This window comes from Flavobacterium covae (assembly GCF_001534645.1).
GTDB lineage: Bacteria > Bacteroidota > Bacteroidia > Flavobacteriales > Flavobacteriaceae > Flavobacterium > Flavobacterium covae.
In genome coordinates, this window is sequence record NZ_CP013992.1 from 875939 (window position 1) to 890546 (window position 14608).

General features: G+C 31.2%; 15 protein-coding genes and 6 tRNA genes. 13 read left to right on the forward strand and 8 right to left on the reverse strand.

Features of this window, described 5'->3' with window-relative positions:
- Positions 1–67: 67 nt before the first annotated feature.
- Positions 68–445 (reverse strand): helix-turn-helix domain-containing protein, encoded by a 378-nt coding sequence (locus tag AWN65_RS03810; RefSeq protein WP_060381948.1) that lies wholly within the window; start codon positions 443–445, stop codon positions 68–70.
- 416 nt (positions 446–861) lie between these two features.
- Complete coding sequence (locus tag AWN65_RS03815; RefSeq protein ID WP_060381949.1) at positions 862–1272, reverse strand: helix-turn-helix transcriptional regulator; 411 nt, start codon at positions 1270–1272, stop codon at positions 862–864.
- 210 nt (positions 1273–1482) lie between these two features.
- On the opposite strand from AWN65_RS03815, the gene AWN65_RS03820 reads away from it, so the two are divergent.
- Entirely contained in the window at positions 1483–1722 is a 240-nt protein-coding gene (locus AWN65_RS03820; RefSeq protein WP_123861986.1) for a hypothetical protein, read from the forward strand.
- Between the two features lie 1051 nt (positions 1723–2773).
- Here AWN65_RS03820 and AWN65_RS03825 read toward each other — a convergent pair.
- The 6 genes from AWN65_RS03825 to AWN65_RS03850 all read right to left on the reverse strand — a co-directional run bounded on the left by AWN65_RS03825 (position 2774) and on the right by AWN65_RS03850 (position 3377).
- A tRNA-Arg gene (locus tag AWN65_RS03825) sits at positions 2774–2847 on the reverse strand.
- A gap of 28 nt (positions 2848–2875) precedes the next feature.
- Positions 2876–2950, reverse strand: a tRNA-Pro gene (locus tag AWN65_RS03830).
- A gap of 16 nt (positions 2951–2966) precedes the next feature.
- Positions 2967–3050, reverse strand: a tRNA-Ser gene (locus tag AWN65_RS03835).
- Positions 3051–3100: 50 nt separating this feature from the next.
- Positions 3101–3174, reverse strand: a tRNA-Arg gene (locus AWN65_RS03840).
- Positions 3175–3202: 28 nt separating this feature from the next.
- Positions 3203–3277 (reverse strand) — tRNA-Pro (locus tag AWN65_RS03845).
- A gap of 16 nt (positions 3278–3293) precedes the next feature.
- Positions 3294–3377: transfer RNA gene (locus AWN65_RS03850), tRNA-Ser, on the reverse strand.
- 361 nt (positions 3378–3738) lie between these two features.
- Here AWN65_RS03850 and AWN65_RS03855 point away from each other — a divergent pair.
- The 12 genes from AWN65_RS03855 to AWN65_RS03910 all read left to right on the forward strand — a co-directional run bounded on the left by AWN65_RS03855 (position 3739) and on the right by AWN65_RS03910 (position 14589).
- Positions 3739–4914 (forward strand): acetyl-CoA C-acyltransferase, encoded by a 1176-nt coding sequence (locus AWN65_RS03855; protein WP_060381951.1) that lies wholly within the window; start codon positions 3739–3741, stop codon positions 4912–4914.
- 84 nt (positions 4915–4998) lie between these two features.
- Positions 4999–5760 carry a C40 family peptidase gene (locus AWN65_RS03860; protein ID WP_060381952.1) on the forward strand — a complete coding sequence of 254 codons (762 nt, stop codon included), beginning with the start codon at positions 4999–5001 and terminating at the stop codon, positions 5758–5760.
- An 84-nt stretch (positions 5761–5844) separates the two neighbouring features.
- Entirely contained in the window at positions 5845–7233 is a 1389-nt protein-coding gene (gene mnmE / locus AWN65_RS03865; RefSeq protein WP_060381953.1) for a tRNA uridine-5-carboxymethylaminomethyl(34) synthesis GTPase MnmE, read from the forward strand.
- A 251-nt stretch (positions 7234–7484) separates the two neighbouring features.
- Positions 7485–7841: a helix-turn-helix domain-containing protein gene (locus tag AWN65_RS03870; RefSeq protein WP_060381954.1), complete on the forward strand. Its 357-nt coding sequence runs from the start codon at positions 7485–7487 to the stop codon at positions 7839–7841.
- Between the two features lie 79 nt (positions 7842–7920).
- On the forward strand, positions 7921–9066 hold the full coding sequence (locus tag AWN65_RS03875) for a site-specific integrase (protein WP_060381955.1): 1146 nt from the start codon (positions 7921–7923) through the stop codon (positions 9064–9066).
- The gene (locus AWN65_RS03880) at positions 9063–10469 is read left to right on the forward strand and encodes a hypothetical protein (protein WP_060381956.1); all 1407 of its coding nucleotides are present in this window, start codon (positions 9063–9065) and stop codon (positions 10467–10469) included. Before AWN65_RS03875 ends, AWN65_RS03880 begins: the two co-directional genes overlap by 4 nt.
- A 77-nt stretch (positions 10470–10546) precedes the next feature.
- Positions 10547–10897: a helix-turn-helix domain-containing protein gene (locus AWN65_RS03885; RefSeq protein WP_060381957.1), complete on the forward strand. Its 351-nt coding sequence runs from the start codon at positions 10547–10549 to the stop codon at positions 10895–10897.
- Positions 10887–11264, forward strand: coding sequence for a hypothetical protein (locus tag AWN65_RS03890; RefSeq protein WP_060381958.1), 378 nt, complete (start codon positions 10887–10889; stop codon positions 11262–11264). Before AWN65_RS03885 ends, AWN65_RS03890 begins: the two co-directional genes overlap by 11 nt.
- Positions 11264–12739: a DNA primase family protein gene (locus AWN65_RS03895; RefSeq protein WP_060381959.1), complete on the forward strand. Its 1476-nt coding sequence runs from the start codon at positions 11264–11266 to the stop codon at positions 12737–12739. The genes AWN65_RS03890 and AWN65_RS03895 overlap by 1 nt, the downstream gene beginning before the upstream one ends.
- Positions 12740–12784: 45 nt before the next feature.
- Positions 12785–13750 carry a DUF6371 domain-containing protein gene (locus AWN65_RS03900; protein ID WP_060381960.1) on the forward strand — a complete coding sequence of 322 codons (966 nt, stop codon included), beginning with the start codon at positions 12785–12787 and terminating at the stop codon, positions 13748–13750.
- A complete protein-coding gene (locus AWN65_RS03905) occupies positions 13747–13953 on the forward strand; it encodes a hypothetical protein (protein ID WP_060381961.1) in 207 nt (68 codons plus the stop codon). The genes AWN65_RS03900 and AWN65_RS03905 overlap by 4 nt, the downstream gene beginning before the upstream one ends.
- A gap of 48 nt (positions 13954–14001) precedes the next feature.
- On the forward strand, positions 14002–14589 hold the full coding sequence (locus AWN65_RS03910) for a hypothetical protein (protein ID WP_060381962.1): 588 nt from the start codon (positions 14002–14004) through the stop codon (positions 14587–14589).
- The last annotated feature ends 19 nt before the right edge of the window (positions 14590–14608 follow it).

The window sequence follows — 14608 nt, forward strand, 5'->3', positions numbered from 1 at the left end:
ATGATAAAATCTAACTTTTTATTACTTTCATTATTCTTAAAAATCATTTAAAAAATTAAATAAGATTCTAGCTATTATCATTCTCTTTAAATAGGTTTATATATTTTATTCGTTCCTTGTAAATTTGAATCATCTCTAAATTGTGATAATAATCTAAAGAATTTGGATTTAGAATTTTTAAGATTTCCTCACGTTGAGCAATCATATCATTCAAATGCTTGATCGTTTTATCATGTTCGTTTTCTTTGAAATAAATAGAAGCAGGTTCGTTTACATAATTTGCACTGAATAAGACATTTTCTAAAATTTGATATTTTGTTGATGGAATTTTCTTCCCATTTTCGTATCCGTTATAAGTTTGGAATGAAACACCTATTAAATCAGCTACTTCTTTTTGAGTCAAGCCCTTCTTCTTTCTAGCTATTTTTAATTTTTCTGGAGTCATAGATTTTTCTGTGGTTTGGTCTAATTTTAAAATTGTTTATTATTTTATATATTTGTGTGTCTGGTTTTCATATATAATTTGAGCGTGTATATAATCTGTTTAATTATAACATGCAGTTTACGCAAACTATTTGTGAAAATAGTTATGGTATTACTCTAAAAAAAAATCTATATCAGTTCTAAAAAACACATTTACCTAATTAGATAATCATCCCTAATAATTATCTAAAAAAATAAAAACAAAACTTCAGTTTATCATTTTTGAGCAAAAAAAACGATATAATCAAGTATGCAATTTAAAGTACACCTTCCCGTAATCTATTTTTTTATAGTAAAAAGACAGGTGAAAAATGATAAAATCTAACTTTTTATTACTTTCATTATTCTTAAAAATCATTTAAAAAATTAAATAAGATTCTAGCTATTATCATTCTCTTTAAATAGGTTTATATATTTTATTCGTTCCTTGTAAATCTGAATCATCTCTAAATTGTGATAATAATCTAAAGAATTTGGATTTAGAATTTTTAAGATTTCCTCACGTTGTGCAATCATATCATTCAAATGCTTGATCGTTTTATCATGTCCGTTTTCTTTGAAATAAATAGAAGCAGGTTCGTTTACATAATTTGCACTGAATAAGACATTTTCTAAAATTTGATATTTTGTTGATGGAATTTTCTTCCCATTTTCGTATCCGTTATAAGTTTGGAATGAGACACCTATTAAATCAGCTACTTCTTTTTGAGTCAAGCCCTTCTTCTTTCTAGCTATTTTTAATTTTTCTGGAGTCATAGATTTTTCTGTGGTTTGGTCTAATTTTAACATTGTTTATTATTTTATAAATTATTTGATTTTTTATTTGTTTAACATCAAATATTTTATATATTTGTATATCTGGTTTTCACATATAGTTTGAGTGTGTATATAATCCGTTTAATTATAACACACAGTTTACACAAACTATTTGTGCAAATATTTTGTGCATATATTAAAAACAAATATACAAAAGTTATGTTAGTTGATTCTAAAAATACAATGAAGAAGAGAGAACTGTCTACATTAAAACGTATTGAGCTAATTCAGCGTTCAAGTAGCCTTTTGATGGGTTTTTTTCATAAAGGTTTTAGAAGTTTTGATGCCTTCAAAGCAGTTATTCAAAATTATTATCCAGAAATACCAGAATCAAAAGTGTTTGATTTTTGGCATTTCAGAAATGTAAATGAAGAAGTGTGTAATAAAATAGAATTAGTTCTAGGAGTCTTGGTTAATCAATAAGACCCCAAAAATAAACTTAAAAAAAGAGTTAATTCAGAGATAATATTTCAATAAATTATTTAGTAATCAAACTATTACGAAATAGATAGTGAAAAATAGATCTTATAGAGATAATTTATTTGATAAAAAGATATTTATTGATGAAATAAAGAAGTCATTAAAAAGAGATTCAGATAATATAACAAAAATAAAAGGATAAAAAATCATGAAATCATTATCAAATCTATTTTTTATTAACATTGAAAATTATATATGAAAACTATAAAAAAAATAGGAATGTGTAATAATTGTTTGGTCTGGTTATTAATAGGAGTAATATTAAACCTATTCGTTCAAGCTATACTTTATTTGATATTATAATCAAAAAAATACATTAGAAAAAATACAATTTGTTTTTAACTCATGAAATAAAAACACCTAAAAATAAAAGACCTAAAAGTCTTGTGGCATCCTTATATAATCTATTAAGCTTACAGTTTTTAGTTTTTTTTTAGTTTTTTTAGTCTTTAATTTTAGGTCTATTAATGAGGTCTAATGTATTTCCCCTAGGAATGTCTACAGTTAAATGTTTGTAGAAAAAAAGTTTTAAAAATGACAAACTTGGTGGTTGGGAGTCGTTTTTTAACTTCTGTTTTTTTAATAAAAAAGATAAACTATTAAACTAAACTTAGGCATTCCTTTTTTTAATCCTTTGCAATCAAAAGAAAAGTTGTATTATAAAATATGTTTTAAGTCTAAAAAAAAAATAAATAAAGACTTGTTAATACTTCTGGCTAAAAAGGGGGGCTACTTGTCTAATGTATAAGATCTGTGTTGAGATAATCTAAAAAAATAATCTTATTTAATTACTCTGCTAGTGGTAATAATCTTGTTAGATATGATAAAATAATCTATAAAGTTTATATTCAGATTATCTAAATTTTTGTATAATTAATTTCTAACTTTTTTCTTGATCCATCATTAGTTTGATGAATTGTTGATAAAACTGAAAAGCTCATACATCATGATAAAATGATCTATGAGCTTTATAGCTTTAAACTGTTATGTTTTGTGATCCAATCAGGATTCGAACCTGAGACCTACTGCTTAGAAGGCAGTTGCTCTATCCAGCTGAGCTATTGGACCTTTTAGATAAAATCTAAATTTTTCTTTGTCGGGGTGGCAGGATTCGAACCTGCGACCTCCTGGTCCCAAACCAGGCGCGATGACCGGGCTACGCTACACCCCGTAAGACTTTAGAAAAGCGGAGAGACAGGGACTCGAACCCTGGCATCGGTTACCCGATGACAGATTAGCAATCTGCTCCGTTACCACTCCGGCACCTCTCCTTAATTTTAAATATTTTAATGAACTTTCAACCTATTTAAGTTGATTTTTGTGATCCAATCAGGATTCGAACCTGAGACCTACTGCTTAGAAGGCAGTTGCTCTATCCAGCTGAGCTATTGGACCTTTTAGATAAAATCTAAGCTTTTCTTTGTCGGGGTGGCAGGATTCGAACCTGCGACCTCCTGGTCCCAAACCAGGCGCGATGACCGGGCTACGCTACACCCCGTAAGACTTTAGAAAAGCGGAGAGACAGGGATTCGAACCCTGGCATCGGTTACCCGATGACAGATTAGCAATCTGCTCCGTTACCACTCCGGCACCTCTCCAACGATTTTTACAAGAACTTTTATTTCGTTTTGCGGTTGCAAAGATATAATAAGATTGTGTTTTTACAAGTATTTATTTGTTTTTTTTTAAAAAAAAATAAGGATCATTTTATTTAAAAACATAATGTCTTAAACTCTAAATGTTTAGAGTTGTTAAATCATATTAACGAACTCTTAATTTAATATCTTCAATACAAAATAAGATAAGAAAATAAATCAAAAAAGGAAAACCCATGATAAAACAAATTAAAATCAAATAAAGTTTTATACCAACTTCTTATACGAATTATCATTAAAAGAGTTTACTATTTCTATTTTAAATTAGTATTTTCGCACAAACTAATTTAGAAAATTATTCGTAATGAAAAAAGTGGTTATAGTATCAGCTGCCCGTACACCAATAGGAAGTTTCATGGGGGCTTTATCAACGGTTACAGCTCCACAACTAGGTGCTGTTGCCATTAAAGGTGCTTTAAATAAAATAAATTTAGATCCAGCCTTAGTAAATGAGGTATATATGGGAAATGTTATTCAAGCAGGAGTAGGACAAGCCCCAGCTAGACAAGCAGCATTATTTGCAGGACTTACAAATGAGGTTCCTTGTACTACTGTAAACAAAGTATGTGCATCAGGTATGAAAGCGGTTATGATGGGAGCACAAGCTATTATGTGTGGTGATGCAGATATTATTGTAGCAGGAGGAATGGAAAATATGTCGTTAATTCCTCATTATGTACACATGCGTAATGGTGTGAAATTTGGTCCTACCACATTTGTAGATGGAATGCAAAAAGATGGTTTAACAGACGCTTATGACAATAACGCTATGGGAGTATGTGCAGACTTATGCGCAACAGAACATAATATTACCCGTGAAGAACAAGACCATTTTGCGATCCAATCATATCAAAGATCAGCCTCTGCTTGGGAGTCAGGAAAATTTGATAACGAAATTATTCCCGTTACAATTCCTCAAAGAAAAGGAGAGCCCATTGTAGTCTCTAAAGATGAAGAGTATACAAATGTAAAATTAGATAAAATTCCAGCTTTAAACCCTGTATTCACAAAAGAAGGAACTGTTACAGCAGCAAACGCTTCAACAATTAACGATGGAGCAGCCGCATTAGTTTTAATGAGCGAAGAAAAAGCAAATGAATTAGGATTAAAACCATTAGCTTATATAAAAGGATATGCGGATGCCGCACAAGAACCTAAATGGTTTACAACAGCCCCAGCTAAAGCATTACCATTAGCCCTAGCCAAAGCAGGTCTAACCTTAGATCAAGTAGACTTTTTTGAATTTAACGAAGCTTTTTCAGTAGTAGGATTAGCAAATGCTAAAATACTAGGGCTAAATAATGAAAAAGTAAATATAAATGGAGGAGCTGTTTCATTAGGTCATCCACTAGGATGCTCTGGAGCAAGAATCATCGTTACTTTATTGAACGTATTAGAGCAAAACAATGCAAAAATAGGAGCAGCAGCCATTTGTAACGGTGGAGGAGGAGCCTCTGCTATTGTAATAGAAAAAATCTAATAATAAAATCCCTATGAGTTATGAGTAAAGTCCTTAAAAAAGAATTTTTTCATAACTCATAATTTAAAAAATAGAATACACAAAATGTTTGGCATTTGTAATTTAGCTAATATCCCTTTACGTCTAGAACCAAGTGATCGCAGTGAACTCGTTTCACAAGTTTTATTTGGCGAGCATTTTCAGATAATAGAGCAAAACCCAAAATGGTCTAAAATAAAATTAGCCTTTGATGCCTATGAAGGATGGGTAGACAATAAACAATTTAAACCTATAACAGCTCAAACCTATCAAAAACTTGAAAACTCTGATTTACTACTAAATGGCGATTTTATAGAATATGTTACAACGTCAGAAAAAGGACTAATGGCTATCCCTCTTGGAGCTTCTCTACGTTTTTTAGATCTGCCAACCATAAATACAGAAAACTATCATTTTGAAGGATTAAAAATAACAGGACAGAAATCAAAAACCGAAATTATTAATACGGCCTTTATGTACTTACACAGCCCCTACTTATGGGGAGGAAAAACACCTTTTGGAATAGATTGTTCCGGTTTCACTCAAATGGTATACAAATTAAACGGCTATAAACTACTCAGAGATGCTTCTCAACAAGCCGCACAAGGTGATGCTCTAAGTTTTATAGAAGAAAGCGAACCAGGTGATTTAGCCTTTTTTGACAACGAAGAAGGTAATATTATTCATGTAGGAATCATAATGGAAAACAATTATATCATACATGCCAGTGGAAAAGTTAGGATAGATCGCTTAGACCATTTAGGAATATACAATGCTGAACAAAATAAACATACACACAAATTAAGAGTGATAAAAAAAATTATCTAATTCATCTTTTTTAATACATCATTAGCATTCATTTATTCTTAAAAAAATATAGTTAACTTTGCTACTAAATTTTTTAAGATATTCATGAATCTAGACACTATTGTAGCGCTTGCTACTCCATCAGGAGCGGGAGCCATAGCTGTAATCCGTATTTCAGGTAAAGAGGCAATTGTTAAAGCACAACAAGTTTTTAAATCCATTAAAAATAAAGACTTAGCCAAACAAAAATCCCATACGCTACATTTAGGGCATATTGTAGATGGAGATAAAATTCTAGATCAAGTCCTTCTTTCCTTATTCAAAGGACCCAATTCCTACACGGGCGAAGACACCGTAGAAATTTCCTGTCACGGATCTATATTCATACAACAACAAATCATCCAGCTACTACTTCGCAAAGGCTGCCGTATGGCACAAGCAGGCGAATTTACTCTGCGCTCTTTCCTAAACGGAAAAATGGATCTTTCACAGGCCGAAGCCGTAGCCGACTTGATTGCCTCGGACAACGAAGCCAGTCATCAAATTGCCATGCAACAAATGCGTGGCGGCTTTAGCAACGAATTAGCAAAACTACGCGAGGAATTATTAAACTTCGCTTCCTTAATTGAATTGGAATTGGATTTTGCCGAAGAAGATGTAGAATTTGCCGATAGAAGTCAGTTTATAGATTTATTAAACCGCATCGAATTTGTTTTAAAACGCTTAATCGACTCCTTTGCCGTAGGTAACGTCATTAAAAACGGAATCCCCGTAGCCATTGTAGGCGAACCTAATGTAGGTAAATCGACCCTATTAAATGCCCTATTAAACGAAGAACGCGCCATTGTTTCTGATATTGCAGGAACCACCCGTGATACCATAGAAGATGAACTAGTCATCAACGGCATAGGCTTTCGTTTTATAGACACCGCAGGCATACGAGAAACAAAAGATGTCGTAGAAAGCATAGGAATCCAAAAAACCTTCGAAAAAATCGAACAAGCACAAGTGGTTCTATTTTTAGTTGACAGTTCACAGCTAATAGTCAACAGTTTAGATTCACTTAAAAATGAAATAGAACAAATTAAAAACAAATATCCTCAAAAAACGTTACTGACAATTTTCAATAAAATGGATTTGATGCCAACCGAATTAATGTCAAACATCAAATCTCAAATTTCAAATTGTTTATTCATCTCAGCTAAACAAAAAATAGGTATCGATGAGTTAAAGAACACCCTATTATCATTTGTAAAGACAGGAGCCCTGCGCAACAACGAAACGATTATAACGAATACCCGTCATTACGATTCGTTACTCAAAGCCCTAGAAGAAATTCAAAAAGTACAATGGGGCATACAACAAGGTTTGTCTTCAGATTTGATGGCAATTGATATACGACAGGCATTGTATTATTTTGGTGAAATTACTGGGGAAGTAACTAACGATGAATTGTTAGGTAATATCTTTGCAAACTTTTGTATTGGGAAGTAACAGCTCTTATTTAACAAATATTATAAACACACTAAAACACTATAAAGTCCTATATTTAGGGCTTTTTTAATGTCTTATACTATCCGTTTGTTAATATCTATTATTTGTTGTTTATGTATTTATTTGTACCTTATTTGTACCTTTGAACTTTCGAGGTACAAAATTTGCCGTTTTTAATAAAGTTATTTCGCCAAATTTGTAACTAATCGTACTTAATGTAGCTTAATAATATTTAATCGTATTTAAAGAAAATGAGTTCAAATATTAAAATTCAAAAAATATGTAGTTTCTGTAAAAAGGAATTTACTGCACAAAAAACCACTACAAAGTATTGTTCTCACATTTGTAATAGTCGAGATTATAAAGCGAAAGCCAAGCAAGTAAAAATTGATACCACAAATAGCCAAACAGTTAAAACAATATCGTTTCCATTAGAGCAACTAAAAGCCAAAGAGTTTTTAACCGTTAAAGAAGCATCATTATTATTGAACTGTTCTATTAGTAGTATTTATTATTCAATTGATACTGGTAGAATAAATGCAGTCAATTTAGGTCAAAGAATTATAAGAATTAAACGCTCCGAAATTGATAAATTATTTAGTCGATAGTAAATTAAAGTTTTAAAACCCAACTACATTTTATACACAACCTACACAATTAAAAATAAAAGACAAAAATAAAAGACAAATGGCAACCAAAGTAACTTTAAGACAAAAGCCAATATCTAAAGGGCGTAAAAGTTTGTATTTAGACTTTTATCCACCAATTACCGTAGCTGGTTCAGATACTTCTACTCGTAGGGAGTTTTTAGGACTTTATATTATGAACAGCCCAAAAACACCATTGGAAAAGCAGGACAACAAACAAACTTTACAACTTGCTGAACAGATAAAGCAGAAACGAGATAACGAAATAAACAAACCCGAAGTTTACACGGCTTTTGAGATTGAACAACTTAAAGTAAGAGAAAAAGGAGAACTTTCATTTATTAGTTACTTTGAACAGCAAATGGAAAAACGAATAGGTAAAAATTATGATGTATGGTTTTCATCATTTTTCTACTTAAAAGAGTTTTCAAAAGGTAGTTTGAAGTTTTCAGACCTCAACGAAAAGTTTTGCAACGACTACAAAGATTACTTATTAAATGCCAAAAGTAGAAGAACAGGAAATACAACCATTTCGCAAAATACAGCCCACAGTTATTTCAATAAATTTAAAGCAACAATAAAACAAGCATTCAAAGACAATCTTATACCTATTGACCTCAACGGAAAAATAGAACCAATAAAAGAAGCCGATACCAACAGAACATTTTTATCAATAGAAGAAGTTAATCTACTGGCAAATACAGATTGTCCGAACCCAATACTAAAACAAGCGTCTTTGTTTTCGGCACTTACAGGGTTGAGGTTTTCAGATATTGAAAAACTAAAATGGAGTGAAGTCATTTATACTAATGAACAAGGTTATTTTATCCACTTTCAACAACAAAAAACAAAAAGCAACGAATATTTACCAATATCGGAACAAGCATACAATTTAATGGGAGAACCAAAAGAACCAAGCCAAAAAATTTTTGACGGTTTAATGTATTCAGCACACCAAAATAGTATTTTACTAAAATGGGCTATAAATGCTGGAGTACAAAAACATTTAACTTTTCATTGCTTTAGACATACATACGCAACACTACAACTGAATAACGGTACTGCAATAACAACCGTTTCAAAAATGTTAGGACACAAAGACTTAAAAACTACTATGATTTACGCCAAAATTGTTGATGAAACCAAACGTAAAGCAACTGATAAAATAATAATTGATTTCAAATGAAAAACCAAATAAACAGACATAAAACATTCTTAATTAATGAGTTTAAAGAATACTCATATTGTGATAAAAAAATGTACCAAGCAACTGGTGGCGAATACGAAATTCCCTTTGCTACTCAAAAAACTGATGGAAAACATAGTTTAGAAAGTTGCGAAAATTGTAGAGGTCATTACAATTTATTAGTATCTGAATTAACAACCAAATTTGATAAATTTCCAAATTGTTGTGATTTTCATAAAAACTTAAACAATTTAGATTTTTTCAAAAAAGAAGATTATGTAGATTTTGCAAATATTACCGCAAATAAAATACTCTTTTGTTATCATCATATTATTAATAATCTTGACAATGAAGATTGGTTTAATGACATCAAAGATTATTTAGAATACACAATAGAAAGTTATGGAAGTTTACCAGCAGGTTATGGAGAACCATTAGAATTGAGCAACTTTTACAGATGCCTTTTGCATTTAATAAATGGAATAGAGAACAAAGTTAGTTCAGATGTGATTTCAAAAGTTGAAATCAAAACACGAATGAACAGAGTAAAATATTTATTAAGTCCAATTAAAAATGATGTTGAAGAAAACACAACTGATTTGAATTTATTATGGAGTACATACGAGGACTGGTATAAAATTTTTCCATTTGATTTACCTTACTTTAAACACTTAAAAGATAAATTTAAAAATATTGTTCCACTCCATACTGGGCGACAAAAGACAAATAGATATTCTAAAGTTACCACTTATGAAGTACACACTAAAAACAGTTTAACAGTTGCATTGCTTCAAATTACCAAGAACATCATAACCAGTATAAACGGAGCAACATTATTTGAAAAAGGACGGCTAAACAACGCTGAAAAGATAAAATTAGATTTAATACTAAACAACCGTAAATTAGAACTTTACGAGTTAAGTAAAATGCAGAATAATAGTAAAACGGAATACATTAAGATTTTAAAAAAGTGGTTCAAGTCCGAAAAGAATTTTATTGAAGAAATTGCACCATTTACAAACAAGCAAATTGAACCTAAAGCAAAATCTGAACCAACAAAAGCACAAGTATTGGAAAATAAACTTAATCAATACAATTTCGATAGTTTAGACAAGGTAACTGAAAACAATAAAACAAGTTTGATAAATAAAATCGCTAACTCCGACTTGCCGATGCAAATTGCGTATTTAGAGTATTTGGGTTTCATTAACCATTTAAACAACAATCATTGTAATTCAGGCGTTGCACTTCACAAATTAATTGCGGATATTTTGAAAACAACTGAAAGAGCAGTAAGAGGAAATATAAACGGTATTAGAAACATTAAAAGCACAGACAGAACACGCTATACGGCATACCAGCACCAAGAAAACGTAGAAAAACATTATGCAACATTAAAATAGGGCGTACTCCTATCTTTTTGCCCTAAAAAGCCCCAACTAACATTGCACTATTATTTAACAATTAAAAAAATAGTGTAATGGAAGCATTAAAATTTGAACAGTTACCAAGCGTAATTGCAGACCTAAAAAACGAGGTTCAAGAAATGAAAGCCCTTTTACTTCAAAAGGTAGAACCTCAACCCGAAGCTGACAATCCTTTAAGCATTAAAGAGGTTGCAGAACTTACTGGATTAACCGTACCTACTCTATACGGTTATTGTCAGCGTAACGAAATCCCTTTTAACAAAAAAGGCAACCGTTTGTATTTCTTTAAATCTGAAATACTTGTTTGGATAAAAACAGGAAAACAGAAAACACTTAAAGAAATCCAAGAAGATGCCAACGCTTATTTGTCAAACAATAAAAAAGGGCTGAATTATGGAAAATAACCACAAAAACAGCCCGAATAAAAGACAAAGCGAAGATACTACTTTAATCATAAACTTTATAAAATCTAAAGTAGAAAAAGGTACTGGATTGACTTATGAAGAACTGAAAGAAAGTTATTTTGAAGAAGAACTTTTTTATGTTGCCTTAAAGTACGTTACAACTACAAAAAAAGCAATTTGTACCGCAATGGAAATACCAGTAGAAGCTGGTTGTAGATATAAAAGACGTTATGAAAAAGATGGCTTACTAAAACAGTCTAATTACGATGTTGTATGTCCTATTACAAAACATTTTGCACGTTTAATAAGTACCAATCCCAATGAATTTGATGGATTAACCAATACTAATCAATTAACGCTATTCTAATGAAAAAAGATAAAAAAACGAATATCGGAATTGATGACGTACTAAAAGAACAAAACGAACTTTTAGAAGCCGTTGCACAGGATAAAGAGTTATTAAAGCAAAACCAAGTTGCAAATATTCTAAATGAAATGCTTAATCACATTGAGCCAGTCAATTTTAGAGAATATTGTAAACTGGATAATGATAGCGACAAACTCCAAAGAAAACATTTTTTAGTTGCGTGTATCGAAATTCTATTGAATACCGTAAACGAAAAAGGTTTTAGTCTTTGCCGTAAAAGTGAATTTATCTATTTGTATAATTCTGAATATTGGGAGAACGTAAACGATGAGGTTTTCAAAGACTTTTTAGGTAGTGTTGCCCTAAAAATGGGCGTTAATCGATTTGATGCAAAGTACCACGATTTTAAAGACAATCTTTACAAGCAATTTATCGCCGATGCAGGGCTAAAAGAAATAAAATCAACCAGCAACACCACTTTAATAAATTTAAACAATGGCACGTTTGAAATCACACCAAAAAAGCAATCGTTAAGAGAATTTCGCAAAAGCGACTTTATTACTTACCAATTGCCATTTGCTTACAATAAAGATGCAACTGCTCCAATATTCAAAACCTTTTTAGATGAAGTTTTGCCCGAAGCAGAACTACAAAACATACTTGCTGAATATTTGGGCTACATTTTTGTAAAAAACAGTATATTAAAACTTGAAAAAGTCCTTTTGTTGTATGGAAGTGGAGCGAATGGAAAAAGTGTATTGTTTGAAATATTAATGGCATTATTGGGTTCGCAAAATGTCGCCAACTATTCTTTACAGAATTTAACTTCTGAAAACGGTAATGCAAGAGCTATGATAGTTGATAAATTGCTAAACTACACAAGTGAGATTAACGGAAAACTTGAAAGCAATACATTTAAGCAACTGATTTCGGGCGAACCAGTAGAAGCTCGATTATTATACAAAAACATTCAAATCGTTTCTGACTATGCGAGATTTATGTTTAACTGTAATGAGTTACCTAAAGAAGTTGAAAATACAAACGCCTTTTTTCGTAGGTTCATAATCTTACCTTTTCGGGTAACAATACCACAAAACAAGCAAGACAAAACACTTTCAAATAGAATAATTGAAACCGAATTATCGGGCGTTTTCAATTGGGTTTTGGCTGGACTTACTCGCTTACTTCAAAACAAAGGATTTACAGATAGTAAAATTGTAGAAAATCAAGTATTGGAGTACCAAAAAGAAAGCGATAGCGTATTGATGTTTTTAGAAGATGAAAACTATAAGCAATCTTTTGAACATCATAAACCATTGCAAGAAGTTTATACAGAGTATAAAAATTACTGTTTAGATAATGGCTATTTCAAAGGTTCAAACAAAACATTTTCACAACGATTGCGAAAAAATGGTTTTGTAATTGAACGTAAAAGTTACGGAAATGCGATTTACATTGAAAAAGCGATTGTGTAGCAAGTTTATAAAATGTAGTTTAAAAACAAAACAAAAAATCAAGTTATGAATGATTTTCAATACACATTAGAACCATACAACGGAATGAAAACAAGGTTTCAATGTCCGAACTGTAACAAAAAAGGAATATTCACAAAATACATTGACAACACAACAAACGAATATTTGAATGACAAAGTAGGCAAATGCAATAGAACTATTAAATGTGGCTACCATTATACGCCAAAACAGTATTTTAATGACAATGATTTTTCAAATAACGGTAAGGTTACGGCAAGGATAAAACAACGAGTTTACAACGAGAATAACCACAAGGTTACCACAAGGGCGAAAACTAAAATTGAAACCAGCTTTATACCAAAAGATGTTTTCAATAAAAGTTTACAAACTGAACACACTAATTGCTTTATAGATTACTTGGCAAACATTTGGGATTACGAAATAGCGTATTATTTAGCAGAAAAGTACAACATTGGAACTTCAAAGCATTGGAACGGTGCAACCGTATTTTGGCAAGTAGATAAAACTGGAAATGTTAGAAGTGGTAAAATTATGCTTTACAATCCAATCACAGGAAAAAGAGTAAAAGAACCGTATAATCACATTAATTGGGTGCATACGGTTTTGAAACTGGAAAACTTCAATTTAGAACAATGTTACTTTGGAGAACATCTATTGAATGAAGATAAAAGCAAACCAGTAGCAATAGTTGAAAGCGAAAAAACAGCAATTATTTCAAGTGTTTTTTTGCCTGATTTCATTTGGATTTCTTGCGGAAGTGTAAACAATTTAAACTACACAAAAACAAGCTTTTTAAAAGGTAGAAACGTTGTGTTATTTCCTGATTTGAGTTGTTACGAATTATGGAATAGCAAAATAGCAACACTTACTAAACTTGCTACATTCAGAACCTCAACCCTATTAGAAACCAAAGCAACCGAAGAAGAAAAAAAGCAGGGTTTAGATATTGCCGATTATTTAATACAAATCAATAACAACTATAAACTATGAAAGAAAAAGAAAAAATATTAACCAGCGATTTGCGTAACAGTCTAAAAGAGGTTGTGCAAAAGGAACTAAAACAATTACCTGAACAATTGGAAACATTAGAGCCAAAAGACAGGATAAATTTTGTTTGTAAACTGATGCCTTATGTGTTTCCAACAGTACAAAAGGTTCATTTAAAAGAGGGCGAACCCTTTACTTTTGATTAAAAATTAATGCAACGTTTCCTAAAGATTTAGGTTTTAAAATTTACAAAAATGCCAAAAAACTCAACTTTTCCGTTCCTTTTCGATGAAGAAAAAAGCATAAGTATTACCAATTTAAACAAATGGAACTACTTAAAAATGAACAGTCAAAAAAGCGGTACACTAATTTGGAGCAGGAACAATGTAGAAACTGGTAAAATTTCAATAGAAGTGTTTATCTATGGAAATACTTCATTTGTTACATTGAATTATAAATGCAACGGCACAGATTACAATTACCAAGTACCGTTGATTACATTACCGTCTAATTTAGGGATTGGCTACGTTTGGTATTTCGTTTGTCCTTTTACAAATAAGCGATGTCGTAAACTTCATTTAATAGACGAACGCTTTATGCACCGTTCCGCAATACCAAGCGGAATGTACTCTACACAAACCCAAACAAAAAAGTGGCGACAATTAGAAAAGGTTTACGGTGCGTATTTTGATAGTGAAAAACATTTTGAAGAACTACACAGCAAACATTTCAAAACACACTACAACGGAAAACCAACAAAACGCTATCTGAAATTACTTGAAAAAATAAATGAAATAGAGAACTTTTCAGCAGAAGAAATTGAAAGATTGTATTTGATGTAACTGAATTATGTTGCATAAT

What these genes read in the sequence shown, in the direction of transcription:
- AWN65_RS03820 (WP_123861986.1), top strand. Translation starts at nt 1,483, where the DNA reads ATGAAGAAGAGAGAACTGTCTACATTAAAACGTATTGAGCTAATTCAG.
- AWN65_RS03895 (WP_060381959.1), top strand. Translation starts at nt 11,264, where the DNA reads ATGAAAAAAGATAAAAAAACGAATATCGGAATTGATGACGTACTAAAA.
- AWN65_RS03855 (WP_060381951.1), top strand. Translation starts at nt 3,739, where the DNA reads ATGAAAAAAGTGGTTATAGTATCAGCTGCCCGTACACCAATAGGAAGT.
- AWN65_RS03890 (WP_060381958.1), top strand. Translation starts at nt 10,887, where the DNA reads ATGGAAAATAACCACAAAAACAGCCCGAATAAAAGACAAAGCGAAGAT.
- AWN65_RS03870 (WP_060381954.1), top strand. Translation starts at nt 7,485, where the DNA reads ATGAGTTCAAATATTAAAATTCAAAAAATATGTAGTTTCTGTAAAAAG.
- AWN65_RS03815 (WP_060381949.1), bottom strand. Translation starts at nt 1,272, where the DNA reads ATGTTAAAATTAGACCAAACCACAGAAAAATCTATGACTCCAGAAAAA.
- AWN65_RS03875 (WP_060381955.1), top strand. Translation starts at nt 7,921, where the DNA reads ATGGCAACCAAAGTAACTTTAAGACAAAAGCCAATATCTAAAGGGCGT.
- AWN65_RS03860 (WP_060381952.1), top strand. Translation starts at nt 4,999, where the DNA reads ATGTTTGGCATTTGTAATTTAGCTAATATCCCTTTACGTCTAGAACCA.
- AWN65_RS03900 (WP_060381960.1), top strand. Translation starts at nt 12,785, where the DNA reads ATGAATGATTTTCAATACACATTAGAACCATACAACGGAATGAAAACA.
- AWN65_RS03905 (WP_060381961.1), top strand. Translation starts at nt 13,747, where the DNA reads ATGAAAGAAAAAGAAAAAATATTAACCAGCGATTTGCGTAACAGTCTA.
- AWN65_RS03885 (WP_060381957.1), top strand. Translation starts at nt 10,547, where the DNA reads ATGGAAGCATTAAAATTTGAACAGTTACCAAGCGTAATTGCAGACCTA.
- AWN65_RS03810 (WP_060381948.1), bottom strand. Translation starts at nt 445, where the DNA reads ATGACTCCAGAAAAATTAAAAATAGCTAGAAAGAAGAAGGGCTTGACT.
- AWN65_RS03880 (WP_060381956.1), top strand. Translation starts at nt 9,063, where the DNA reads ATGAAAAACCAAATAAACAGACATAAAACATTCTTAATTAATGAGTTT.
- AWN65_RS03910 (WP_060381962.1), top strand. Translation starts at nt 14,002, where the DNA reads ATGCCAAAAAACTCAACTTTTCCGTTCCTTTTCGATGAAGAAAAAAGC.
- mnmE (WP_060381953.1), top strand. Translation starts at nt 5,845, where the DNA reads ATGAATCTAGACACTATTGTAGCGCTTGCTACTCCATCAGGAGCGGGA.